This window comes from Silvania hatchlandensis (assembly GCF_025564065.1).
GTDB lineage: Bacteria > Pseudomonadota > Gammaproteobacteria > Enterobacterales > Enterobacteriaceae > Enterobacter > Enterobacter hatchlandensis.
This window is the reverse complement of sequence record NZ_JAMGZK010000054.1, coordinates 241,204-265,750: the sequence shown is the minus strand read 5'-3', so window position 1 is coordinate 265,750 and position 24,547 is coordinate 241,204. Positions and strand designations below refer to the sequence as shown.

25 protein-coding genes, 1 pseudogene and 1 other annotated feature are annotated in these 24,547 nt (G+C 54.2%); of the genes and pseudogenes, 15 read left to right on the top strand and 11 right to left on the bottom strand.

The annotated features are described in order from the left end of the window. Positions 1-621: 621 nt before the first annotated feature. Together M8014_RS20285 and M8014_RS20280 are read left to right on the top strand one after the other, a co-directional pair. Positions 622-2,025, top strand: coding sequence for a PAAR domain-containing protein (locus tag M8014_RS20285; protein WP_271284172.1), 1,404 nt, complete (start codon positions 622-624; stop codon positions 2,023-2,025). Further along, complete coding sequence (locus M8014_RS20280; protein ID WP_271284171.1) at positions 2,026-2,418, top strand: hypothetical protein; 393 nt, start codon at positions 2,026-2,028, stop codon at positions 2,416-2,418. It begins immediately after the preceding gene. Between the two features lie 400 nt (positions 2,419-2,818). On the opposite strand, the gene M8014_RS20275 is transcribed toward M8014_RS20280, so the two are convergent. After that, positions 2,819-3,439, bottom strand: coding sequence for an L-threonylcarbamoyladenylate synthase (locus M8014_RS20275; protein WP_271284170.1), 621 nt, complete (start codon positions 3,437-3,439; stop codon positions 2,819-2,821). Further along, positions 3,436-4,332 (bottom strand): RNase RNM, encoded by an 897-nt coding sequence (gene rnm / locus M8014_RS20270; RefSeq protein WP_418939621.1) that lies wholly within the window; start codon positions 4,330-4,332, stop codon positions 3,436-3,438. The genes M8014_RS20275 and rnm overlap by 4 nt, the downstream gene beginning before the upstream one ends. Before the next feature lie 144 nt (positions 4,333-4,476). Further along, positions 4,477-4,571, top strand: a sequence feature (Trp leader region). A 24-nt stretch (positions 4,572-4,595) separates the two neighbouring features. On the opposite strand from rnm, the gene M8014_RS20265 reads away from it, so the two are divergent. The 6 genes from M8014_RS20265 (at position 4,596) to M8014_RS20240 (ending at position 11,605) form a co-directional block, all read left to right on the top strand. Further along, positions 4,596-6,158: an anthranilate synthase component 1 gene (locus M8014_RS20265; protein WP_271284168.1), complete on the top strand. Its 1,563-nt coding sequence runs from the start codon at positions 4,596-4,598 to the stop codon at positions 6,156-6,158. Beyond that, positions 6,158-7,753: a bifunctional anthranilate synthase glutamate amidotransferase component TrpG/anthranilate phosphoribosyltransferase TrpD gene (gene trpD / locus M8014_RS20260; protein WP_271284167.1), complete on the top strand. Its 1,596-nt coding sequence runs from the start codon at positions 6,158-6,160 to the stop codon at positions 7,751-7,753. The genes M8014_RS20265 and trpD overlap by 1 nt, the downstream gene beginning before the upstream one ends. A 3-nt stretch (positions 7,754-7,756) precedes the next feature. Next, positions 7,757-9,115, top strand: a complete 1,359-nt coding sequence (gene trpCF, locus M8014_RS20255) for a bifunctional indole-3-glycerol-phosphate synthase TrpC/phosphoribosylanthranilate isomerase TrpF (protein WP_271284166.1) — start codon at positions 7,757-7,759, stop codon at positions 9,113-9,115. A 10-nt stretch (positions 9,116-9,125) separates the two neighbouring features. Then, positions 9,126-10,319 (top strand): tryptophan synthase subunit beta, encoded by a 1,194-nt coding sequence (trpB, locus tag M8014_RS20250; RefSeq protein ID WP_271284165.1) that lies wholly within the window; start codon positions 9,126-9,128, stop codon positions 10,317-10,319. Further along, positions 10,319-11,128: a tryptophan synthase subunit alpha gene (trpA, locus tag M8014_RS20245; RefSeq protein ID WP_271284164.1), complete on the top strand. Its 810-nt coding sequence runs from the start codon at positions 10,319-10,321 to the stop codon at positions 11,126-11,128. The genes trpB and trpA overlap by 1 nt, the downstream gene beginning before the upstream one ends. 204 nt (positions 11,129-11,332) lie before the next feature. Continuing rightward, entirely contained in the window at positions 11,333-11,605 is a 273-nt protein-coding gene (locus M8014_RS20240) for an ElaB/YgaM/YqjD family protein (protein ID WP_271284163.1), read from the top strand. Between the two features lie 27 nt (positions 11,606-11,632). Here M8014_RS20240 and ompW read toward each other — a convergent pair whose 3' ends face one another. After that, positions 11,633-12,265, bottom strand: a complete 633-nt coding sequence (ompW, locus tag M8014_RS20235; RefSeq protein WP_271284162.1) for an outer membrane protein OmpW — start codon at positions 12,263-12,265, stop codon at positions 11,633-11,635. A 216-nt stretch (positions 12,266-12,481) separates the two neighbouring features. Here ompW and M8014_RS20230 point away from each other — a divergent pair. The 4 genes and pseudogenes from M8014_RS20230 to yciA all read left to right on the top strand — a co-directional run. Continuing rightward, positions 12,482-12,580 (top strand): annotated as a pseudogene (locus M8014_RS20230) (YkgJ family cysteine cluster protein); the annotation flags it as partial. A gap of 25 nt (positions 12,581-12,605) precedes the next feature. Continuing rightward, positions 12,606-13,349: a YciC family protein gene (locus M8014_RS20225; RefSeq protein WP_271284161.1), complete on the top strand. Its 744-nt coding sequence runs from the start codon at positions 12,606-12,608 to the stop codon at positions 13,347-13,349. 56 nt (positions 13,350-13,405) lie between these two features. Continuing rightward, a complete protein-coding gene (locus M8014_RS20220; RefSeq protein WP_271284160.1) occupies positions 13,406-13,945 on the top strand; it encodes a septation protein A in 540 nt (179 codons plus the stop codon). A gap of 55 nt (positions 13,946-14,000) precedes the next feature. Then, positions 14,001-14,396, top strand: a complete 396-nt coding sequence (yciA, locus tag M8014_RS20215; RefSeq protein ID WP_271284159.1) for an acyl-CoA thioester hydrolase YciA — start codon at positions 14,001-14,003, stop codon at positions 14,394-14,396. Positions 14,397-14,425: 29 nt separating this feature from the next. Here yciA and tonB read toward each other — a convergent pair whose 3' ends face one another. Then, positions 14,426-15,151 carry a TonB system transport protein TonB gene (tonB, locus tag M8014_RS20210; RefSeq protein ID WP_271284292.1) on the bottom strand — a complete coding sequence of 242 codons (726 nt, stop codon included), beginning with the start codon at positions 15,149-15,151 and terminating at the stop codon, positions 14,426-14,428. A gap of 221 nt (positions 15,152-15,372) precedes the next feature. Between tonB and M8014_RS20205 the strand changes: the two genes are divergently transcribed. Continuing rightward, positions 15,373-15,669 carry a YciI family protein gene (locus tag M8014_RS20205; protein ID WP_271284158.1) on the top strand — a complete coding sequence of 99 codons (297 nt, stop codon included), beginning with the start codon at positions 15,373-15,375 and terminating at the stop codon, positions 15,667-15,669. 45 nt (positions 15,670-15,714) lie between these two features. Here the strand turns inward: M8014_RS20205 and leuE are convergent, their stop codons facing one another. Both leuE and M8014_RS20195 read right to left on the bottom strand, forming a co-directional pair. Further along, complete coding sequence (gene leuE / locus M8014_RS20200; RefSeq protein ID WP_271284157.1) at positions 15,715-16,350, bottom strand: leucine efflux protein LeuE; 636 nt, start codon at positions 16,348-16,350, stop codon at positions 15,715-15,717. Between the two features lie 69 nt (positions 16,351-16,419). Further along, positions 16,420-16,593 carry a YciY family protein gene (locus M8014_RS20195; protein WP_271284156.1) on the bottom strand — a complete coding sequence of 58 codons (174 nt, stop codon included), beginning with the start codon at positions 16,591-16,593 and terminating at the stop codon, positions 16,420-16,422. Between the two features lie 142 nt (positions 16,594-16,735). On the opposite strand from M8014_RS20195, the gene cls reads away from it, so the two are divergent. Together cls and M8014_RS20185 are read left to right on the top strand one after the other, a co-directional pair. Continuing rightward, on the top strand, positions 16,736-18,196 hold the full coding sequence (gene cls / locus M8014_RS20190; protein ID WP_271284155.1) for a cardiolipin synthase: 1,461 nt from the start codon (positions 16,736-16,738) through the stop codon (positions 18,194-18,196). 32 nt (positions 18,197-18,228) lie between these two features. Beyond that, positions 18,229-18,558 carry an HI1450 family dsDNA-mimic protein gene (locus M8014_RS20185; RefSeq protein ID WP_103179912.1) on the top strand — a complete coding sequence of 110 codons (330 nt, stop codon included), beginning with the start codon at positions 18,229-18,231 and terminating at the stop codon, positions 18,556-18,558. A 42-nt stretch (positions 18,559-18,600) separates the two neighbouring features. Here M8014_RS20185 and oppF read toward each other — a convergent pair whose 3' ends face one another. The 5 genes from oppF to oppA all read right to left on the bottom strand — a co-directional run bounded on the left by oppF (position 18,601) and on the right by oppA (position 24,187). Then, a complete protein-coding gene (gene oppF, locus M8014_RS20180) occupies positions 18,601-19,605 on the bottom strand; it encodes a murein tripeptide/oligopeptide ABC transporter ATP-binding protein OppF (RefSeq protein ID WP_271284154.1) in 1,005 nt (334 codons plus the stop codon). Continuing rightward, a complete protein-coding gene (gene oppD, locus M8014_RS20175; RefSeq protein ID WP_271284153.1) occupies positions 19,602-20,615 on the bottom strand; it encodes an ABC transporter ATP-binding protein in 1,014 nt (337 codons plus the stop codon). The genes oppF and oppD overlap by 4 nt, the downstream gene beginning before the upstream one ends. A gap of 11 nt (positions 20,616-20,626) precedes the next feature. Further along, positions 20,627-21,535, bottom strand: coding sequence for an oligopeptide ABC transporter permease OppC (gene oppC, locus M8014_RS20170; RefSeq protein WP_271284152.1), 909 nt, complete (start codon positions 21,533-21,535; stop codon positions 20,627-20,629). A gap of 14 nt (positions 21,536-21,549) precedes the next feature. Then, positions 21,550-22,470 (bottom strand): oligopeptide ABC transporter permease OppB, encoded by a 921-nt coding sequence (gene oppB, locus M8014_RS20165; RefSeq protein ID WP_271284151.1) that lies wholly within the window; start codon positions 22,468-22,470, stop codon positions 21,550-21,552. 85 nt (positions 22,471-22,555) lie between these two features. Then, complete coding sequence (gene oppA, locus M8014_RS20160) at positions 22,556-24,187, bottom strand: oligopeptide ABC transporter substrate-binding protein OppA (RefSeq protein ID WP_271284150.1); 1,632 nt, start codon at positions 24,185-24,187, stop codon at positions 22,556-22,558. Positions 24,188-24,547 lie beyond the last annotated feature (360 nt).

Sequence of the window (24,547 nt, the reverse complement as noted above, 5' to 3'; positions counted from 1 at the left end):
CCTTCACAGGCGTCTGGTATACTTTCAAGAACAACGAGTTAGCATCAACAGCAGCTTAACTCACTGATATGTAACTATTTCATGGTACACAGCATGGCAAACAATATGTTACACAAGCTGTCACACACAATGATTCGTGGGCGCACATATTACACTAACTTTAGACTAAATGATTCAACAAGTTTTGTTGCATCTGAGTCTTGGTACTAACAGCCAAAAAGCAAGCCGAAGTGATCATGAATCAGAGCCGCCCTTTCATTCCCCTTGTGCAGAATGGAACGATGAACCGTGGAGAGTTCAAACTCAAAATTCAGGGCTATGGGGCCGAAATCCCGGCTTCAGCCTCGCGGATACTGATGATCTGTTAGTCGGAAAATCGCTTCTTGATGGTGATGTCCTCATGTGACTGATGAAGACATTTCTCACATCGCGGTGTATTAATCAACGGGGGACAGGTCAACATCCCCTGTGTGAGAGTTATCAAAGCGTTACTGCGCGTGCTTAACCATATAACCTTCTGTTACGAAAAGCAGTTTTGTTTAAGTCCACTACTTGTTGTGCATGTGGTTAGAGTTTGTAAAATGACCTCTGTGATTATATCCATAACAAGTAGAGGGATTTATGGCGACAGGAATTGTGCTTTGCCAGGGAGACAGAACATCCTGCGGAGGCAAGATTGTTGTAGGCTCCGCATTGGGCATTGCCTTCGGCAAACCGATAGCGAAAGAGGGCGACCCTGTAACATGCGGCAAAGATGGCAACACATACAAGATTATTGGTGGGATCTCGATTTTTACGGATGGCGCAGATAACAGACGTGTTGCAGGGTCACTTGATAGCTACAGTTCATGCCCCTGTAGGTCAAAAATACGCCCCTCTAATGCTTACCCCATGTATGAAAAAGAAGAACCACAGGCATTCGGAAATGCAGGCTCAGCGACTGTGGCTCCACTATCCACCTCACTCACTCTAAAAGCTCATCCAGATACTGACCCAATACAGCACGCACAGACAGCGAAGAAGAAAACAGGTATCGATGCAGGTTTTGCTGTTCTTCCCTATGGCGGTACTACAGAAGCCTGGCAACGTTTGCTATTCACTGAGAATCCACCAGCAGGAGCCAAAGAGCTATTCGCTACGCTAAACGGTGCAAATAAAAGCTATAAAGCCGGTTCTATTATGCTTCTGGTTGATCCTAAAAAGCAGGATGACGAACAGATTGCACACATGAAAGCCGCGAAAGCGCGAGTTGATGCAGCATTAGAACCGCTGACTATGCAAGAAGCTACCTTCTTACATAAACATAAAGACACCATTGATCTCTTTACTTCTCGCGCCAGTACGACTGCAGGGATTGCCTCAGATGCTGCGGGGAAATACTTCGAAAAGATCGAAAGTGTGCTCACCAGGATTCAACAGGCATACAAAAATCAGTACATAACCAGCCGATCACTGATAAGTGAGCAGTTTTATGTTCAGAGACGGCAACTATTCAGCGAACTTAATGGAATCCTTAGCGATTTCACCCTCCATAAGCTCGCGTTGCAAGATTATCCAGATATAAAGCGTGCGTTAGGGCTTTCAACCCGTTCAATCACTCATCGCTGGAATCAGACGGGGGTTTCTGACATTGAGGGCTACGCCACCTTTATGGAAAACGCAGCCAAATACGTGAAGATGATGAAAGCAGTTGGCTATGTTGGTATTACTCTCGATGGCGCTAACAGGCTGGACAAAGTTTATGAAGCCTGCACTGTAGGAAACGATTGTGAAAAAGCGGCATTTACTCAGGTCGGCGGATTTAGCGTTGGTACTGCTGCGGGTATTTACACTTCCTCAGCAGTGTATAGTGGTGCTACAGCGGCATGTTCGGTAGTGCTCGGCGCTTTAACCATAGAAGTCGGAGCCGTTGGCGCGTTAGCTTGTGGTGTAATCGTGTCAGGTGCAGTTGGTTATGGTGTCGGTGAGGTTGGTAGCAACGTCGGGGAATTTACAGGTGAGAAAATTTATGAGGTTGTTAAATAAATGCTCACTCTATCAGATGTGATTATCTGCGGGTTTGGAGGGTTAAGCCTTGTTTGCGGTGTAGCTGTAGCGGTGCTTTCATCTCTCAACAAAAAGCGTTTCTCCGCGATCTGTGCTCTGTATAAAGAAAAGTTTGGTTATCTCCCGGCTGGGGCGATTATCTTCGACAACGCTGATTCCATAGGATTTAGCACAGGTTATGCAGCGAAAATCAACTTTATCGTGAATCCATTGATCTTTGGTAAAAGCTCAGTAGACAGTACCAATGATGATGTTGCCTTCATTCGGGGATTATCGCCCCATCTCAAAACCTGGTTTATTGCCGAGTACGGTTTCTCTCTTCTCGGTTTGCTATCAATCGTTATCGCCGGATCTGTTCTGTACTTCCGATAAGCTCCCAAAACAAGCCAGCAATCATGCTGGCTTACATTTGATACCTAATCCTACAAATTTCCATCTGTTCTATCAGCATGCAGCGGCTGTTCCTTCCCAGATTTCGTAAAACAGAAGTTTTATTGCCCGTTGGTGGTAAGACACCACTGTGCACAATCGTTAGGCGATTTCATCAGGGTTATGTCAACAGTGAAGCCTGTTACAGACTCGAAAATGATGTGCATAAAAGGGATGATACAAAGCACCGCTAAAGCTGTCACGCAACATACGTGACAGCTTTAGCGGTGCTACAACAGATTGATTTACAATTTTTTTATTTTACTTGTGCGCCTTCACAGGAGTCGAATAGGGTCATAATAGCGGAGAAATTACCGCTATAATGATGGCCTCGTTTCCACCTTTACAAGAAAGGTTTAACGTCACCCACACCTTCACGCACGACCACCGGCGCATCTTCCGTTAAATCAATCACCGTGGTGGGCTGCTGGCCGAGATAGCCGCCGTGAATAATCAAATCCACCTGCTTCTCGAGGCGGTCTTTAATCTCTTCCGGATCGGACTCGGTAAATTCGCTGCCCGGCAGCATCAGGGATGTCGACAGCATCGGCTCACCGAGCACCTCCAGCAGTGACTGGGCTATCGGGTTCGACGGCACGCGCATGCCGATGGTTTTGCGTTTTTCCTGCAGCAGGCGGCGCGGTACCTCTTTGGTACCCTTGAGAATAAAGGTGTAATTCCCTGGCGTATTATTTTTGATCAGGCGAAATGCCACGTTATCCACGTAGGAGTATGTCGACAGCTCCGAAAGATCGCGGCACATCAGGGTGAAGTTATGCCCGTTCGGAATGTGACGGATCCGGCAGATACGCTCCATCGCGCCTTTATCTTCGATCTTACAGCCCAGCGCGTAGCCAGAATCTGTCGGATAGACAATGACCCCGCCCTTACGCACGATCTCCACGGCCTGATTGATCAAACGCGGCTGCGGATTGTCAGGATGGATATAGAAAAATTGACTCATACTTCCCTCTCTTCAATTGGCGTCGGCTGTTCCCAGAGTTGCCACACCGGCTCTACACCTGCGGGTAACCAGAGTTTGCGTCCCAGCTCGATCCATGGACAAGGCTGATGGAAATCGGAGCCCTGGGAGGCAAAGAGCCCATACTGGCGGGCATACTCAGCCAGTTGACTGCGCTCGTTGGGCGCCTGCTGGCACTGCGCGACTTCCATCGCGTCACCGCCCTGTTCGGCGAAGTACGCCAGCAGACGTTTCAGCCATTTGGCAGAAAGGTTATACCGCGCCGGATGGGCCAGCACCGCCTTGCCGCCAGAATGATGAATGACATCAACAGCTTGTTCTATTGTACACCACTGGGGTGGAACGTATCCGGTTTTCCCCCGTGCGAGGTACTTTTTAAACACGTCGGCGATGTTATTCGCCTTGCCTTGTGCGACCAGAAAACGGGCAAAGTGTGCGCGGGTCACCGCGCCGCCATTTGCCAGACTCAGGGCCCCTTCCCATGCACCGGGAATATGGGCTTTGTCCAGACGTTCGGCGATAAGTTCGGCCCGCAGCGTCCGACGCACCTTCTGCTTTTCAAGAAATGCGCGCATGGCCGGGTTCTCAATATCAATATTCAACCCGACGATATGAATTTCGTGGTTTTCCCAGACGGTCGAAATCTCCACCCCCGCTATCAGGGTAAGCGGCAAACCGCTACGGGTAATTTCAGCCCGCGCCGGGGCAATCGCCTCGGTGGTATCGTGATCGGTGATCGCCAGCGTGCCGACGCGCATCTCATGGGCGCGGTGGACGAGGGCTTCGGGTGTGAGCAGGCCATCAGAGGCCTGCGTGTGGCTGTGTAAATCATAAATCACTGCGTAATTCGTGTCGCTCAAAGCGGCTCCCGTCACTGATCGTCAATATCTGCGCCGCCATAATAGCGGCATGTGGTGAAATTCTGAAATCGGGGGGTTGACATTAGGCCATCGAACTAGTTAACTAGTACGCAAGTTCACTCAACGAGGTATCTGTCCATGACCGCACAATTCACTCTGCACAGCTGGTGGCGCACATCCTGATTGTCGGGCAGTGTCGCACGTCTGCGTAAAGCATACAGATACCTGGCCCGCCACTGAGCGGGCCTTTTTTTGAACAGAATAAAGAGAACAACATAATGCAAACAGCCAAACCTACCCTCGAATTGCTGACCCGTGAGGCGGCGTATCGCCACAACCCTACGGCGCTGTTCCATCAGGTCTGCGGCGCGCGCCCTGCCACGCTGCTGCTGGAATCGGCGGATATCGACAGCAAAGACGATCTGAAAAGTCTGCTGCTGGTCGACAGTGCCCTGCGCATCACCGCGCTGGGCAACACCGTTACCCTGCAGGCTCTGTCCGAAAACGGTGCGGCGCTGCTTCCATTGCTTGATGGCGTCCTGCCGGCAGGCATTGAAAATGAACCCCGTCCGGATGCCCGTATTCTGCACTTCCCGCCGGTCAGCCAGCTGCTCGATGAAGACGCGCGCCTGTGCTCACTGTCGGTGTTTGACGCCTTCCGCCTGCTGCAGAACCTGGTCAACGTGCCGGAAAACGAGCGGGAAGCGATGTTCTTTGGCGGGCTGTTTGCCTACGACCTGGTGGCCGGTTTTGAAGCGCTGCCTGAACTGGAGCAGGGAAATCGCTGCCCGGACTACTGCTTCTATCTCGCCGAAACTTTACTGGTGATCGACCACCAGAAAAAATCTACCCGCATTCAGGCCAGCCTGTTTACGCCGCTGCAAGGCGAGAAACAGCGCCTCGAACAGCGTATCGCGCAGTTGCAGGAGCAGATGAACGAAGCCCCGTCAGAGCTGCCGGTCCAGCGCGTAGAGCAGATGCGCACCGACTGTAGCCAGACGGACGATGAGTTTGGCGTAGTGGTCCGCCAGATGCAAAAAGCGATTCGCGCGGGCGAGATTTTCCAGGTGGTACCTTCTCGCCGCTTTTCGCTGCCCTGCCCGTCCCCGCTGGCAGCCTATGACGTGCTGAAGAAAAGCAATCCCAGCCCCTACATGTTCTTTATGCAGGATAACGATTTTACGCTGTTCGGCGCCTCGCCGGAGAGCTCCCTGAAGTACGACGCCACCAGCCGCCAGATTGAAATCTATCCGATTGCCGGCACCCGCCCGCGTGGTCGCCACGCCGACGGCTCGCTGGATCGCGATCTTGACAGCCGCATTGAGCTTGAAATGCGAACCGACCAGAAAGAGATGTCCGAGCACCTGATGCTGGTTGACCTGGCGCGTAACGATCTGGCGCGCATCTGCACCCCGGGCAGCCGCTACGTGGCCGACTTAACCAAAGTGGACCGCTACTCCTTCGTGATGCACCTGGTCTCCCGCGTGGTGGGGGAACTGCGTCGCGATCTGGATGTGCTGCACGCTTACCGCGCCTGCATGAACATGGGCACCCTGAGCGGGGCGCCAAAAGTGCGCGCCATGCAGCTTATCGCCCAAGCCGAAGGCCGTCGTCGCGGCAGCTATGGCGGCGCAGTCGGCTACTTCACGGCGCACGGCGATCTGGATACCTGCATCGTGATCCGCTCCGCCTACGTTGAAGAGGGGATCGCCACCGTCCAGGCCGGGGCTGGCATTGTTCTGGATTCGGTTCCGCAGTCTGAAGCTGACGAAACCCGCAATAAAGCCCGAGCGGTACTGCGCGCCATTGCGACTGCCCATCACGCACAGGAGATTTTCTGATGGCTGACATTCTGCTGCTCGATAATATCGACTCATTTACCTATAACCTGGCGGATCAGCTGCGTGCTAACGGCCATAACGTGGTGATTTACCGTAACCATGTTCCGGCGCAAACCTTAATTGAGCGTCTGGGCACCATGCAAAACCCGGTGCTGATGCTCTCCCCTGGGCCAGGCGCGCCAAGCGAAGCGGGCTGTATGCCGGAACTCCTCACCCGCATGCGCGGCAAGCTGCCGATCATTGGCATCTGTCTGGGTCACCAGGCCATAGTCGAAGCCTACGGCGGCTATGTTGGCCAGGCCGGTGAGATCCTCCACGGCAAAGCCTCCAGCATTGAACACGACGGCCAGGCGATGTTTGCCGGGCTGATGAATCCGCTGCCGGTGGCACGCTATCACTCACTGGTCGGGAGCAATATCCCGGCGGGTCTGACCATCAATGCCCACTACAACGGAATGGTGATGGCCGTGCGTCACGACGCCGACAGGGTGTGCGGTTTGCAGTTTCATCCGGAATCGATTCTGACCTCGCAAGGCGCGCGTCTGCTGGAGCAAACCCTCAACTGGGCGCTGCAGAAACTGGAGCAGACCAACAGCCTGCAGCCAATTCTGGAAAAACTGTACCAGGCGCAGACCCTGAGCCAGCAGGAGAGCCATCAGCTGTTCTCTGCCGTGGTGCGTGGCGAGCTGAAACCTGAGCAGCTTGCTGCCGCGCTGGTGAGCATGAAAGTGCGCGGTGAACAACCGCAGGAGATTGCCGGTGCGGCCACCGCCCTGTTGGAAAACGCCGCCCCCTTCCCGCGTCCTGACTACCTGTTCGCCGACATCGTCGGCACCGGCGGTGACGGCAGCAACAGCATCAACATCTCTACCGCCAGCGCCTTTGTCGCCGCCGCCTGTGGCATGAAAGTGGCGAAACACGGCAACCGCAGCGTGTCCAGTCGTTCCGGCTCGTCGGATCTGCTGGCCGCCTTCGGGATCAATCTGGAGATGAATGCCGAGAAATCCCGCGATGCGCTGGACGATCTGGGCGTCTGCTTCCTGTTTGCGCCGAAATATCACACCGGATTCCGCCATGCGATGCCGGTACGCCAGCAGCTGAAAACCCGCACCCTGTTTAACGTGCTTGGCCCGCTGATTAATCCGGCTCACCCGCCGCTGGCGCTGATTGGCGTCTACAGCCCGGAGCTGGTACTGCCGATTGCCGAAACCCTGCGCGTGCTGGGCTATCAGCGCGCTGCGGTTGTGCACAGCGGTGGCATGGATGAAGTGTCTCTGCATGCGCCGACCCTGGTGGCCGAGCTGCACAACGGCGAAATAAAAAGTTATCAGCTGGAAGCGGCAGACTTTGGATTAACCCCGTATCACCAGCAGGAGCTGGCAGGCGGCACCCCGGAAGAAAACCGTGACATTCTGACGCGCCTGTTACAAGGTAAAGGTGAACCCGCGCATGAGGCCGCAGTGGCCGCCAACGTCGCCATGCTGATGCGTCTGCACGGTGAAGAAGATTTACAGGAAAACGCGCGTACCGTGATGGATGTGCTGCGCTCAGGCGCAGCGTACGACCGGGTGACCGCACTTGCGGCAAGAGGATAAAAAATGCAGACCGTGTTAGCGAAAATCGTTGCCGATAAGGCCATCTGGGTTGAGGCGCGCAAACAGCAGCAACCGCTCGCCAGCTTCCAGAACGACGTCGTGCCGAGCAGCCGCCGTTTTTATGATGCCCTGCAGGGTGCACGCACTGCGTTTATCCTGGAGTGCAAAAAAGCCTCCCCATCAAAAGGGGTGATCCGCGATGATTTCGACCCGGCGCAGATTGCCGCCGTGTATAAGCACCATGCGTCGGCGATTTCGGTGCTGACGGATGAGAAGTATTTTCAGGGCAGTTTCGATTTTCTGCCGGTGGTTAGCGGGATCGCCCCGCAGCCAATCTTGTGTAAAGACTTTATTATCGACGCGTATCAAATCTGGCTGGCGCGTTTTTATCAGGCCGACGCCTGCCTGCTGATGCTCTCAGTGTTGGATGACGGACAGTATCGCCAGCTTGCTGCCGTGGCACACAGCCTGAACATGGGCGTGCTGACCGAAGTGAGCAACGAAGAGGAACTGGAGCGGGCTATCGCGCTGGAGGCCAGGGTGGTGGGTATTAATAACCGTGACCTGCGCGATCTCTCTATCGACCTGAATCGCACCCGCCAGCTGGCGCCGCGTCTGGGCGCGGGCGTCACGGTGATCAGCGAGTCGGGGATTAATACCTATGCCCAGGTTCGTGAGCTAAGCCACTTCGCCAACGGCTTTCTGATTGGCTCCGCGATGATGGAGCAGGCCGATCTGGGTGCTGCGGTACGTCGCGTGCTGCTGGGTGAGAATAAAGTGTGCGGCCTGACGCGCCCGGAAGATGCCGTCGCGGCACATGAAGCCGGGGCCATTTACGGTGGGCTGATTTTTGTTGAGTCCTCCCCGCGCAACGTTACCGAGCCACAGGCTCGTCAAGTGATGGCCGCCGCGCCGTTACGCTATGTGGGGGTGTTCCGCAACGCGGCAATCGCTGCGGTTGCTGCCCGCGCCGAGGCGCTGTCACTTGCCGCCGTTCAACTGCACGGCAGCGAAGATCAAGCTTATATCGATGCTCTGCGCGCCGTCCTGGCCCCGCAGGTGCAAATCTGGAAAGCGCTCAGCGTCAGCGACACTCTGCCGTCCCGTACGCTCCAGCAGGTGGATAAATATGTTCTGGATAACGGCCAGGGCGGCAGCGGACAACGTTTTGACTGGTCGCTGCTCAACGGTGAGAAGCTGGACAATGTCCTGCTCGCCGGTGGTTTAAGCCCGGATAACTGCGTCGAAGCCGCCAAAGCAGGCTGCGCAGGTCTCGATTTCAATTCAGGCGTTGAGGCGCAGCCTGGCATTAAAGATGCCAGCAAGCTGGCCTCGGTGTTTAAAACGCTGCGTGCATATTAAGGAAGAGAAGATGACCACATTATTAAATCCGTACTTTGGCGAATTTGGCGGCATGTATGTGCCGCAGATCCTGATGCCCGCGCTGCGCCAGCTGGAAGAAGCCTTCGTCAGTGCGCAAAAAGATCCGCTTTTCCAGGCTGAGTTTACCGACCTGCTGAAAAACTACGCCGGCCGTCCAACCGCGCTGACCAAATGTCGCAACCTCACCGAAGGCACCCGCACCACGCTGTATCTGAAGCGTGAAGATCTCCTCCACGGTGGCGCGCACAAAACCAACCAGGTACTGGGTCAGGCCCTGCTGGCCAAACGGATGGGCAAAACGGAAATTATCGCCGAAACCGGTGCCGGTCAGCACGGCGTAGCTTCTGCACTTGCCAGCGCCCTGCTCGGCCTGAAATGTCGCATCTACATGGGTGCCAAAGACGTTGAGCGTCAGTCGCCGAACGTGTTCCGTATGCGTCTGATGGGTGCCGAAGTGATCCCGGTGCACAGCGGCTCTGCAACGCTGAAAGATGCCTGTAACGAAGCCCTGCGCGACTGGTCTGGCAACTATGAAAACGCCCACTATATGCTGGGTACCGCAGCGGGCCCGCACCCGTTCCCGACCATTGTGCGTGAATTCCAGCGCATGATCGGCGAAGAGACTAAAGCGCAGATCCTCGAAAAAGAAGGACGCCTGCCAGATGCAGTGATCGCCTGCGTGGGCGGTGGTTCCAACGCCATTGGTATGTTTGCCGACTTTATTGACGACGAGCGCGTGGGTCTGATTGGCGTTGAGCCTGCCGGTCATGGTATCGAATCCGGCGAACATGGCGCGCCGCTGAAGCATGGCCGGGTGGGGATCTACTTCGGCATGAAATCGCCAATGATGCAGACCGATGAAGGGCAGATTGAAGAATCTTACTCGATTTCTGCCGGGCTGGATTTCCCGTCCGTCGGGCCGCAGCACGCGCACCTGAACAGCATTGGTCGCGCGGAATATGTCTCGATTACCGATGACGAAGCGCTGGAAGCCTTTAAAACCTTGTGTCGTAAAGAAGGGATTATCCCGGCGCTGGAGTCGTCTCACGCCCTGGCACATGCGTTGAAAATCATTAAAGAAAACCCGGAAAAAGAGCAACTGCTGGTGGTGAACCTTTCCGGTCGCGGTGATAAAGATATCTTCACCGTTCACGATATTTTGAAAGCACGAGGGGAAATGTGATGGAACGTTACGATAGCGTATTTGCTGAACTTAAGGCCCGCAAGGAAGGCGCATTTGTTCCCTTTGTGACCCTGGGCGACCCCTCCCCGGAGCAGTCGCTGAAAATTATCGATACCCTGATTGAAGCCGGTGCCGACGCGCTGGAGCTGGGTATCCCGTTCTCGGATCCGCTGGCCGACGGCCCGACTATTCAAAGCGCGACCCTGCGCGCCTTCGCTGCAGGCGTCACCCCGACCCAGTGTTTTGAGATGCTGGCGACCATTCGCCAGAAGCATCCGACCATTCCGATCGGCCTGCTGATGTACGCCAACCTGGTATTTAACCGCGGGATCGACGCATTCTACGCCGAGTGCGCGCGCGTTGGGGTGGACTCGGTGCTGGTCGCCGATGTCCCGGTGGAAGAGTCTGCACCGTTCCGCCAGGCGGCGATGCGCCATAACGTTGCGCCGATCTTTATCTGCCCACCGAACGCCGACGACGAACTGCTGCGCCAGATTGCCTCTCACGGTCACGGGTATACTTACCTGCTGTCACGAGCCGGGGTAACGGGTACCGAGACCCAGGCCGCACTGCCGCTGCATCACCTGGTTGAAAAGCTGGCAGAATATCACGCAGCACCGCCGCTGCAGGGCTTTGGCATTTCGGCCCCTGCCCAGGTCGCGGGCGCGATCGATGCCGGGGCTGCCGGCGCGATTTCCGGTTCAGCGATCGTCAAGATCATCGAGAAGAATGTCGCCCATCCGGAGCAAATGCTGAGCGAGCTGAAAACATTCGTCAGCGAAATGAAAGCGGCAACCCGTCCGCAGTAACCTGCCCGCCGCCTGGTGTCGCCAGGCGGCTTGCTGTAAAAATTGAACTCATCGAGTTTTCTCGCAGTTTCCGCTTTCAAAACGGTTTCCCACGCCTGTTTCATCCACTTCTGGTCCCGCGCTCCTGTCTTAGTAATAATCCCATTTTCTTCAGGATATCCCCATTGAGTCTATGCTTTACATTGACCAGAAAAGGAGAACGTTATGTCAGACCCTAATTTTGATAACGATGCACAATATGCTGGTGAAAAAGCGAAGAACAAACTGGATGAGGCGGCCGGTGCTGCGCAGCAGCAGTTTGGCGAATTTGTTGATTCTCCAAAACATCAGTTGAAGGGTGCCGGGCGCAAATATGCCGCTCAGGCCAGTGACGTTGTTACTGATGTTACCGACGCGGTTAAAAATAATCCCCTTAGCGGCCTCATTGCCGCAGGCGCGGTAGGTATTGTCCTCGGCCTGCTTTTGAGTCGTAAATAAAAAAGGCCCTTCGGGGCCTTCTTACTTTCAGAAGCGATACCCCGCCGAGAACATAAACACCCACGGATCAAGGCGGGTACTGATATTTTGCTGCTGGTCTCCCGCTTTGAAGCGCACCTCGGTGTCGATATCCATGTACCAAACCGACATGTTAATCAGCCAGTCGCGGTTGATCAGATAATCCAGCCCCACCTGCCCCGCCACGCCCCAGGAATCTTTCAGACTCAGGTCGGAGAGGCCTGCCGCTTTACCGGTGTCGTTAAACTTCTCATCAAAGAAGGTGGTGTAATTGACCCCGGCGCCAACATAGGGGCGAAGCTTGCTGCCTGCATCACCGAAATACCACTGGGCCATCAGAGTAGGCGGCAGGTGGTGAACCGTGGCGATGTCTCCGGTTGGACCCGTACCGACCTTGTGACGAAACGGCGTGGCCGCCAGCAGTTCAACGCCAACGTTATCGGTGGCCATCCAGGTAAAGGTCATCCCGGCCTGAGTATTGTTACTGACGTTAAAACCGCCCAAACCCAGAACATTGTCCGATCCTTCCGTGGGGCGTACCGTGGCGGACCCGAGGCGGAAAAAGAATTCCCCTGCTTCATGGGCCATTGCGCCGCCGGAAATACTGCTCAGAATCAGTGCTGCGAGCGCTGCTTTTTTCATATCCATTCCCTCGTTATGGTTTTATTGAAGGACGGAATATACCCACAAATGATTATTAAGTGATCTCACCGCGATCACATTAGATTCAACAATTTAACATTCATTGATCTAAATTAATTTTTTCAACCTCTGGCAAAAAATGGTAGTGACTGTCTGGATCAATTTTGCCTTTTCAGGCAAACAAAGCGCAGCGCGATAACAACTGCGCAAAATTACCGCAAGGCATTACGAGGGCTTTACAAAGATATGCTTTTCCATACCAGCCTTGATACTGCCACCGGGCAGTTATCCAGGGTACAATTGCCCGCTAATTAATACCTGCAATACTCAAGGAGAGTGCATGTCTATCACGGCGAAGTCTGTCTACCGTGACACGGGGAATTTTTTCCGCAATCAGTTCGTTACCTTCTTACTGATCGCCTTATTGTGCGCATTTATCACGGTGGTACTTGGTCATGCCTTTTCGCCGAGTGAGGAGCAAATTGCCAGCCTGAGCGATGGCGATAGCATCGCCAGCAGCGTTGGATTGTTTGAGATGGTGCAAAACATGACGCCTGAACAACAGCAGATCCTGCTGCGGGCGTCTGCTGCCTCAACCTTCTCCGGGTTAATTGGCAACGCCATCCTTGTGGGCGGCGTATTGCTGATGATCCAGATGGTTTCTGCAGGGCAACGCATCAGCGCACTGCGGGCGATTGGTGCCAGCGCCCCGCTGCTGCCGAAACTGTTTATCCTCATCTTTTTAACCACGATGCTTATCCAGATCGGGATTATGCTGGTCGTGGTACCGGGCGTATTACTCGCCATTGTGCTGGCCTTCGCCCCAGTCATGGTGGCGCAGGACAAGATGGGCATTTTTGTCGCCATGCGTAGCAGCATCCGGCTGGCATGGTCTAATATGCGTCTGGTTGCCCCGGCGGTAATGGGCTGGCTGCTGGCAAAAACCTTACTGCTGCTGTTTGCGCCAAACCTTGCGGTACTGACGCCGAACGTCGGCGCGGTGGTGGCAAATACGCTGAGTAATCTGATCTCCGCAGTGTTACTCGTCTATTTGTTCCGCCTGTATACCTTAATTCGCCAGTAATTTTTCTGATGGTCTGAGCCATGCGCGCAGGCCATCGCCGATGATGGAATCGAAGAATGAAGCAGTTTCTTGATTTTTTACCCCTGGTCGTCTTTTTTGCTTTCTACAAACTTTATGACATCTATGCAGCAACCACTGCCTTGATCGTCGCGACAGCAATCGTGCTGATCTACAGCTGGGTGCGCTACCGTAAAGTCGAGAAGATGGCGCTCATCACCTTTGTGCTGGTGGCGTTTTTTGGCGGACTGACCGTCTTTTTCCACAACGATGAGTTCATCAAGTGGAAAGTCACCGTGATTTACGTTCTGTTTGCCGGGGCGCTGCTGTTCAGCCAGTGGGTTATGAAAAAGCCGCTGATTCAGCGCATGTTGGGTAAAGAGCTGACCCTGCCGCAGACCGTCTGGTCGCGTTTAAATATCGCCTGGGCGGTGTTCTTTATTCTCTGCGGTCTGGCGAATATCTATATCGCCTTCTGGCTGCCGCAGAATATCTGGGTCAACTTCAAGGTGTTTGGCCTGACTGCGCTGACGCTGATTTTCACCCTGCTGAGCGGCGTCTACATCTACCGCCACATGCCGCAAGACGACAAGAACTGATCCCTTTGCCCGGGTGGATTCGCCCGGGCCACTTCGTTATAAGCTGAGCAAACCAATGACAACACAAGATGCGCCACAGGGTGAACTGGTATTACGCACGCTGGCAATGCCCGCTGACACCAATGCAAACGGTGATATTTTTGGCGGCTGGTTAATGTCGCAGATGGATATGGGTGGCGCGATCCTCGCCAAAGAGATTGCCCAGGGCCGCGTGGTGACAGTGAGAGTCGACGGGATGACCTTTCTGCGACCGGTTGCGGTGGGTGATGTAGTGTGTTGCTATGCGCGCTGCGTCAAGCGCGGCAATACCTCGGTGTCGATCAACATTGAGGTCTGGGTGAAGAAGGTCTCCTCAGAACCTATCGGTCAGCGTTACAAAGCCACCGAAGCCCTGTTCATTTACGTGGCGGTGGATAGCGACGGCAAACCACGCGTGTTACCGCAGGCATAAAAAAAGCCTCCTGTCGGAGGCTTTTCTCATTATTCCATCTGCGCCCCGCCATTAAGGCGGAAGACAATATTCACGATCAGTCCGCGGCCCGGCTTCCCGGCCTCATAGCGCCATTTGCGCATGGCCGTTTTCACCTCACGCTCAAACATATTTGCCGGTTGTGCGGAGAGCACTTCGACATTCTCCACGCGGCCGTCGGAGGTGACGTCAAACTTCACGCGCACGCGCCCTTCGATACGTAATGCCTGCGCACGCGCCGGGTACTGTGGCTGATTACGGGCCAGCGCACGAGGGCCAGACGGTGCCGTGGCAACCGGCTTCGCGGTGGTCGGGGAAGTGTTCATCACCGGACGAGCAGGCGCCGTATTCGGTGCAGGCTGCGCAGCACGTGGCTCTACCGGACGTTCTTCACGCTTCGGACGCTCTTCGACCTTTTTCACCGGTTTTGGTTTCGGCTTCGGTTTTGGCTTTGGCTCCGGCTTGTGGATCACCACCGGGGCTTCTTTCGGCGGCTCTGGAACAGGCTCTGGCTCGGGTTCCGGCTCAGGTTCAACAACCGGTTCCGGCGGCGGTGCCACCTGCACCGGCTCCAGTTCGGCCGGAGATACCATGGTGACCGAGATCGGCTGCGCGGGAGCAGGCATTTCAATAACTTGACTTACCGAGGTATAAAGCAGACCTGCAACGACGGCGCCATGAACCACAATGGAAAGCAGCGTCGGCCAGGGGAAGCGGCGAGGTAGATCAATAGTCATTGAAGTCATAATCATTTCAGTTGAAAAGCCAGGGCCTGATTTTAAATGCAAATAGCAATCATATTCAATAAGGCTGTTAAATTTCGTCCGAATTAAACGTTCAGCCGGTGAAAAAAGGCACGCAATGAACAGGGTCTTAACAATGTGTTTATCTTTACATTGCAGTCATCGCCACTTTCACATAACGTAATTCGCACTTTTATCGCTTAAGGAGCTCCGCCGTGCTTTACGTAATTTACGCTACAGACGTTGCTGATTCCCTGGAAAAACGTCTTTCTGTGCGCCCTGCCCATCTGGCGCGTTTGCAGCTGCTGCATGATGAAGGCAGATTACTGACCGCAGGTCCAATGCCTGCTGTAGACAGCAACGATCCCGGTGCGGCTGGTTTTACAGGGTCCACGGTGATTGCGGAGTTCGAATCGCTGGAAACAGCACAAGCCTGGGCGCAGGATGACCCGTACGTGGCGGCTGGCGTGTATGAGAACGTCATGGTAAAGCCATATAAGAAAGTTTTTTAGGATAAAGAAAGGCTCCTTATCAGGAGCCTTTCTTTATATTGCCGCTTATTGCAGCGACGCCAGCCTTGCCGCAAAGCCCACAAACAGCAGCCCTATCAGTCCATTCCCCAGCTTCGCTAGTTTCTTTTTGGTTTTCAGGTAGCGGGTGACAAACGCGCCGGAGAAAATCAGGAAGCTCATGTAGATAAAGCTAATGATTTCCAGGGTGACCGCGAGGATCATAAACGCCACGCCGGTATTCTGGGCATTAACGTCAATAAACTGCACAAAGAACGACACATAAAACAGGATCGCTTTCGGGTTGGTCATGCTCAGCACTAACGAGCGTTTCATGATCGTTTTTGCCGGCTCCATGCCACCGCTTTCGCCCTGCTGGCTATGTCTCGCCACCGACCAGAGCATCTTGCCACCCAGCCATAACAGATAGAACGCGCCGAGATAGCGGACAATATTAAACAGCACCGGCGTGGTCTGAATCAGCGCCGCGACCCCTGCCCACGCCAGGAACATCAGTACCGCATCGCCGATAAACACACCGCTCGCGGCCAGATAGCCCTTTTTAACCCCGTGCCCAATGCCGGTTTTTAACACGAATAAGGTATTGGGGCCCGGTACCAGCACAATAAAAATCGCGCCGACCACATAGGTCCAAAAATTGAGTACACCCAAATCCGCAAACATTTCATCCTCCTTTTCGAAATACGGGCGACAAAAAAACAACGGGCACCTCTGAGGGTGCCCTTATGCCATTCAAAGATCGTGAACGGCGAACAGCAACGCATTGCGATGACGGTTTAAACTGCATTTTCTGATAGCGTGGATACGCATATTACGGCGGGATTGAGCCTCCAGCCAACGCGCTTTACGACGACCAACCTGTCGTAACATGCGCCAGCGCCCTACTTCTGTTCTACTGCGCTTCATGTTTACAACTCTTCCCAAAACGGAGCGCTCATTATAGTCCCTTGCCTGCGGCAAACCAGCGCTTTTATCTACCGTTTTTATTTGCCAGAACAATCCTGACGCGTACACTCTTAACAATACGCTTTCAAAAGGATTTTTTACTATGACAACCTTCTACACCGTGGTGAGTTGGCTGGTCATTCTGGGATACTGGCTGCTGATCGCGGGGGTGACATTACGTATCCTGATGAAGCGTCGGGCGGTTCCCTCTGCCATGGCCTGGCTGTTAGTGATTTTTATTCTGCCGCTGGTCGGTATTATTGCGTATTTATCCTTTGGCGAGCTCCACCTCGGTAAACGACGGGCGGAACGCGCGCGCGCCATGTGGCCCTCGACGGCGAAATGGCTCAACGATCTTAAATCCTGCAAACACATTTTTGCAGAAGAAAACAGCAGCGTGGCGGCGTCATTATTTCAGCTCTGCGAACGCCGTCAGGGCATTGGTGGGGTGAAAGGCAATCAACTCCAGCTGATGACCACCTCCGATGACGTAATGCAGGCTCTGATCCGCGATATTCAGCTGGCCCGCCATAACATCGAGATGGTGTTTTATATCTGGCAGCCGGGCGGGATGGCCGATCAGGTTGCCGAGTCACTGATGGCGGCAGCGCGTCGGGGCATTCACTGCCGGTTGATGCTCGACTCTGCGGGCAGCGTCGCCTTCTTTCGCAGCAACTGGGCACCGATGCTGCGCAACGCCGGTGTCGAAGTGGTCGAAGCGTTAAAAGTCAATCTTCTGCGCGTGTTCCTGCGCCGGATGGACCTGCGCCAGCACCGCAAGATGGTGCTGATCGACAACTATATCGCCTATACCGGCAGTATGAACATGGTCGACCCACGCTTCTTTAAACAGGACGCGGGCGTCGGTCAGTGGGTTGATTTAATGGCCCGCATGGAAGGCCCGGTCACCACCGCGATGGGCGTTGTCTACTCCTGCGACTGGGAGATCGAAACCGGCAAACGTATCCTGCCCCCGCCGCCAGATGCCAATATCATGCCGTTCGAGCAGGCCAGCGGGCACACCATTCACACCATTGCTTCCGGCCCCGGCTTCCCGGAAGATCTCATTCATCAGGCGCTGCTGACGGCGGCCTACTCCGCCCGCGAATACCTGATCATGACCACGCCTTATTTTGTGCCGAGCGACGATCTGCTGCACGCTATTTGCACTGCCGCACAGCGCGGTGTCGATGTTAGTATTATCCTGCCGCGCAAGAACGATTCGGTGCTGGTCGGCTGGGCCAGTCGGGCCTTCTTCAGCGAACTGCTGGCTGCCGGGGTCAAGATTTACCAGTTTGAAGGCGGCCTGCTGCACACCAAGAGCGTGCTGGTCGACGGTGAGCTGAGCCTGGTGGGAACGGTTAACCTGGATATGCGCAGCCTGTGGCTCAATTTTGAGATCACACTGGTGATTGATGATGCCGGTTTTGGCGCTGATTTAGCCGCGGTGCAGGACGATTATATTTCGCGCTCGCGCCTGCTGGACGCCCGCTTGTGGTTGAAACGTCCGCTGTGGCACCGAATTGCCGAACGACTGTTTTACTTCTTTAGTCCGTTGCTGTAAAACGTGCCCAACGTTGTTAAAAGGTAGTCATCATGGAAATGGATCTGAATAATCGCCTGACCGAAGACGAAACACTCGAGCAGGCCTACGATATTTTTCTCGAACTGGCCGTCGACAATCTCGACCCGGCAGACGTCATTCTGTTCAACCTTCAGTTTGAGGAACGCGGCGGCGCTGAGCTGTTCGATCCGTCTGAAGACTGGGCCGAACATGTCGATTATGACCTCAACCCGGATTTCTTCGCCGAGGTGGTGATTGGTCTTGCTGAGACGGACGGCGGCGAGATTAACGACATCTTTGCCCGCGTACTGCTGTGTCGCGAGAAAGACCATAAGTTGTGCCACATACTCTGGCGCGAATAAAAAAAGGCTGCGAATGCAGCCTTTTTTATGCGCGTCACTCGCTTAGAGCGGGTCAACTTTCAGGCAGGACACCGCATGGCGGAAACTGCCTTCCAGCACCGGACGCGTTTTTGCGCATTCCGGTCCGGCAATCGGGCAGCGCGTACGGAATACGCACCCGGATGGCGGATTGATTGGCGACGGCAGCTCCCCTTCCAGCAGCTGAATGGTTTTATTCTTCTCCAGATCCGGATCGGGTACCGGCACCGCAGACATCAGCGCTTTGGTGTACGGGTGCAGCGGATTGTGATACACCTCGTCATAGGTACCCAGCTCAACGGCGTGGCCGAGATACATCACCAGCACACGATCGGAAATGTGCTTCACTACCGCCAGGTCGTGGGCGATAAAGATCAGCGACAGCCCCATCTCACGCTGCAGTTTTTGAAGCAGGTTAACCACCTGCGCCTGAATGGACACGTCCAGCGCCGATACCGGTTCGTCACAGATAATCAGCTTCGGCTCGAGGATCAGCGCGCGGGCAATTCCGATACGCTGACACTGGCCGCCGGAGAACTCGTGCGGGTAACGGTTGACGAGGTTAGGCAGTAGACCCACCTTCATCATCATCGCTTTGACGCGGTCACGCACTTCGACGCGCGACATTTTAGGATGATAAGTGCGCAGTGGTTCAGCTATGATCTCCCCAATGGTCATCCGCGGGTTCAGGGACGCCAGCGGATCCTGGAAAATCATCTGAATGTCGCTGCGCACGGCGCGCCATTCATCTGGTTTCATCCCCAGCAGGTCTTTGCCCAGCCAGGCCACTTTGCCCTCCGTCGCTTTCACCAGCCCGATAATCGCGCGCGCGAACGTGGACTTACCGCAACCCGATTCGCCCACCACGCCCAGGGTTTCCCCTTCGTACAGTCGCAGAGTTACGCCGTCTACGGCCTTCAGTGTTTTCGACGGCTGCCAGAACCACTGTTTGCCATCTTTGATGTCAAAGTGCACTTTCAGATCGGCGATTTCGAGCAGAACATTTCTTTTTTCGTCAATGGCGGTCATACCAGCTCCTCGTACGGCTTAAAGCAGGCACGCAGACGGCCTGGCGCAAACTCCTGCAGCGGCGGAGCGCTGTTGCAGATCTCCATGGCATGCGGACAGCGCGGCTGGAACGGGCAGCCTTTCGGCAGTCGCAGCAGGTTTGGCGGGTTGCCTGGAATGGTCAGCAGCGCTTCCCCTTCCGCATCAAGACGCGGTACGGCATTCAGCAGGCCGATGGAGTACGGGTGCGCCGGGTTGTAGAACACATCCCGCGCTTTACCGTATTCCATGGTACGGCCAGCGTACATCACCAGCACTTTGTCGCAGATCCCGGCAACTACCCCGAGATCGTGGGTAATCATGATGATCGCCGTATTGAACTCGCGCTTAAGCTCGTTCAGCAGAGTCATGATCTGCGCCTGAACGGTGACGTCCAGCGCGGTGGTCGGTTCATCGGCAATCAGCAGTTTCGGGCGACACATCAGGGCCATCGCGATCATCACGCGCTGGCGCATCCCGCCGGAAAACTCGTGCGGGTACATGCGCATGCGCTTACGCGCTTCTGGCATTTTGACCGCATCCAGCATTTTAACTGACTCTTCAAAGGCTTCGGCTTTGCCCATCCCTTTATGCAGCATTAACACTTCCATCAGCTGCTCACCCACACGCATGTACGGGTTCAGGGAGGTCATCGGATCCTGGAAAATCATTGAAATCTGCTCGGCGCGCAGCGTATTCAACTCGCGCTCAGGCAGGTTAAGGATCTCTTTGCCGTTAAAGCTGGCGGAACCGCCGATTACACCGTTTTTTGCCAGCAGGCCCATCAGTGCGAACGCAGTCTGGGATTTACCGGAACCGGATTCGCCCACGATACCCAGGGTTTCTCCAGCCCGCAGACTGAAGTTCAGATCGTTTACCGCTGTCACATCGCCATCCGGCGTTTTGAAGGTGACGCGCAGATCTTTGACATCCAGCAGCGTATTGCCCTGCTGATGTGCCTGTGGGGCAGATGCCGTTTCAATAATTGTCATGACGGCGCTCCTTAACGGTCTTTCGGGTCGAGGGCATCACGCAGGCCATCGCCGATAAAGTTGAAACAAAACAGGGTCACTACCAGGAAACCCGCCGGGAACAGCAGCAGCCACGGTGAAACTTCCATTGAGTTTGCGCCATCGCTGAGCAGCGCACCCCAGCTACTCAGCGGCTCTTGCGTACCGAGGCCGAGGAAGCTCAGGAAGGATTCAAACAAGATCATGCTCGGCACCAGCAGAGAGGCATACACCACCACCACACCCAGCACGTTCGGTACAATATGGCGAACCACAATGTTACCCGTAGAGACTCCGCCTACCTGCGCCGCTTCGATAAACTCTTTGCGCTTCAGGCTCAGGGTCTGACCGCGCACGATACGCGCCATGTCCAGCCAGGAGACCATCCCGATTGCCACGAAGATCAGCAGGATGTTCTGACCAAAGAAGGTCACCAGCAGGATTACAAAGAACATAAACGGGAAGGAGTTGAGGATTTCGAGGATACGCATCATCACTGAATCCACTTTTCCGCCAAGATAGCCGGAGAGCGATCCATATAAGGTGCCCAAAATCACCGCCACAAAGGCGGCCGCAATTCCGACCATCAATGAGATACGCCCCCCAATGGCCACACGTACCAGCAGATCACGCCCTGAGGAGTCAGTGCCAAAGTAGTGACCGGATGCAGAATCCGGCGCACTAGACATCATGCCCCAGTCGGTATCAAAGTAGGTAAACTGTGAAAGCATGGGTGCCAGAGTGACAAACAGGGCGATGATCACCAGCACAATCAGACTGGCAACCGCCGCGCGGTTGTGCATAAAGCGACGACGGGCATCCTGCCAGAGACTGCGTCCTTCGACGTCCAGTTTTTCACTGAAGTTTTCCAGCGCCTCGCTATTTTTATTACTTACCATCATGGCGAGCTCCAGTGTCAGTAGCGAATTTTCGGATCGATAACGGCATACAGCACATCGACGATCGCGTTAAAGAGGATGGTCAGCGCACCAACGAGAATGGTCAGACTCAGTACCAGAGAGTAGTCACGGTTCAGCGCACCGTTAACGAACAGCTGGCCGATACCCGGCAGACCATAGATGGTTTCGATAACCATGGATCCGGTAATGATGCCGACAAACGCAGGGCCTAAATACGAGAGCACAGGCAGCAGGGCGGGCTTTAACGCGTGGCGGAAGATGATTCGACGCATTGGCAACCCTTTCGCCCTTGCGGTACGAATGAAGTTAGAGTTCAGGACTTCAATCATCGAACCACGGGTGATACGTGAAATACTGGCAATATAGGCCAGCGACAGCGCCACCATCGGCAGGATCATGTACTGCAGCGCCCCGCCGTTCCAGCCCCCACCGGGCAGCCATTTGAGGGTGATAGCAAATATCATGACCAGTAAGGGTGCCACGACAAAACTCGGTATCACCACACCGGTCATTGCCACCCCCATAACGGTGTAATCCCATTTGGTATTTTGATTCAGCGCGGCAATAACGCCCGCTGTGACGCCAAGAATAAGGGCCAGTAAAAAGGCCGCAGCGCCTAATTTAGCCGAAACGGGGAAGCTGGATGCCACCAAATCGTTTACGGAATAGTCTTTATATTTAAATGATGGTCCAAAATCACCATGAGCCAGCTGCTTCAGATAATGAAAATACTGGGTGGAGATAGGATCGTTTAAATGATATTTCGCTTCGATATTCGCCATGACTTCAGGCGGCAGCGTACGTTCACCGGTGAATGGACTTCCCGGCGCGAGACGCATCATAAAGAAAGAGATCGTTATGAGAATAAATAGCGTTGGAATCGCTTCAAGACAGCGACGTAGGATAAATTTCAACATTGCCCGTACCTTCTGGCGTGTGCCTATATAGTATTACGTTGAGTAGACACCGTGGGGCAAGCATTGCCTGCCCCACTCATTGCCATTAATGCTTGATAATATACAAGTTTTTAACGTAGATGTTATCCATCGGGTCTTTACCGGTGTAGCCACCTACCCACGGTTTCACCAGACGGGCGTTCACGTAGTAGTAAACCGGCACGATGGCAGAGTCTTTGTCGAGCTGCTGTTCTGCTTTCGCATACAGGTCGGCACGCTGCGCTTCGTCTGCGGCTTTCAGGGTATCGCCGATCAGCTTATCGAACGCCGGGCTCTTATAATGCGCGGTGTTGTTCGAGCTGTCGCTCAGCATGGTGTTCAGGAAGGAGGTTGGTTCGTTATAGTCCGCACACCAGCCAGCACGCGCCACGTCAAAGGTGCCCTGATGACGACTGTCCAGGAAGGTTTTCCACTCCTGGTTTTCCAGCTTCACGTTGGCACCCAGGTTTTTCTTCCAGATAGAAGAGACCGCGATAGCCAGTTTTTTATGCAGATCGGAGGTGTTGTACAGCAGGTTAAAGGTCAACGGCTTCTCAGCGGTATAACCGGCTTCGGCCAGCAGTTTCTTCGCTTCTTCGTTACGTTTTTCCTGCGACCAGCCGAACCACTCTGGCTGGGTCAGTTTTGCACCATCGGTGTATGGCGGAGTGTAGCTGTATGCTGGCAGATCGCCCTGGTTTTTCACTTTGTTGACAATGATATCGCGGTCCAGCGCCAGCTTCAGAGCGGTACGCACGCGAACGTCATTAAATGGCGCTTTCTGGTTGTTGATTTCGTAGTAGTAAGTACACAGGTACGGGTCAACATGCACTTCCGTCGGGATCTCTTTTTTCAGCTTCTGGAACAGTTCGATCGGCATGTTGTTATAGGTCATGTCGATCTCACCGCTACGATAGCGGTTAACGTCAGTCACTTCAGAAGAAATTGGCAGGTAGGTTACCTGGTTGATAACGGTTTTCGCGTTATCCCAGTAGTTGGTATTACGCTCCAGGTCGATACGTTCGTTAACAACCCAGGATTTGAGCTTGTACGCGCCGTTGGTAACGATGTTGGCAGGCTGAGTCCACTTCTCGCCAAATTTCTCAATCACCGCTTTTGGAACCGGGGAGACGGACGGGTGAACCAGCAGTTTGTAGAAATACGGAACAGGTTCGCTCAGGGTAACTTCGAATGTATTGTCATCAATCGCTTTTACGCCGAGATCAGTAATCGGCTTTTTGCCCGTGATGATGTCATCGATATTGGCAATATGACCATACTGCAGATAGCTCGCATAGGGAGAGGCCGTATTTGGATCGGCCAGGCGCTGCCAGCTATATACGAAATCGTGTGCGGTAACCGGGGAGCCGTCAGACCATTTTGCGTCTTTGCGCAGGTGGAAAGTCCAGACTTTGCCGTCTTTGTTTTCCCATTTTTCGGCAACGCCAGCAACCGGGTGGCCGTCGACGTCAGATACCAGCAGACCTTCGAACAGATCGCGGTTGATGTTGGATTCCGGTACGCCTTCAATTTTGTGCGGATCGAGGGACTGCACTTCCGCACCGTTGTTACGTACCAGCGTTTGCTTCTCAGCCAGCTGAACGCCAGCAGGAACGTCTGCAGCCATTGCAACGTTACCTGCGATGAGCGCAGTTAAGATTCCCGCTGCTACCAAACTTTTTTTTGTGATGATGGACATTGTGTTGATACTCCACTCTTTATAATTACTGGTTATTTACCAGTCTGTTTAATTCCCCTTTGGGGTTTCCTGACAACGTAGGAGTTTATGCAGCCGTCAGGCGTTTTTTTACTTCTTGCTATCACCGACTTTATTTTTACCAACGGCTCGTCTGGCCGTCTTACGTCGATTCGTGACGCGCCTCCCCTGTCGAGGCGCGTATGTTCTATTAAGACCAGAACCTCAAATGCAAAAAGTTCTCATCTTCATGATTTCTGCAGAAATTATACGGCCGGAAAGTATCAAATGACTTTCCCCGGTGCCAATACATTTTGCAAATTTGTTAACTAATTCTCTTTTACGGAAGAGAACGTGACGCTG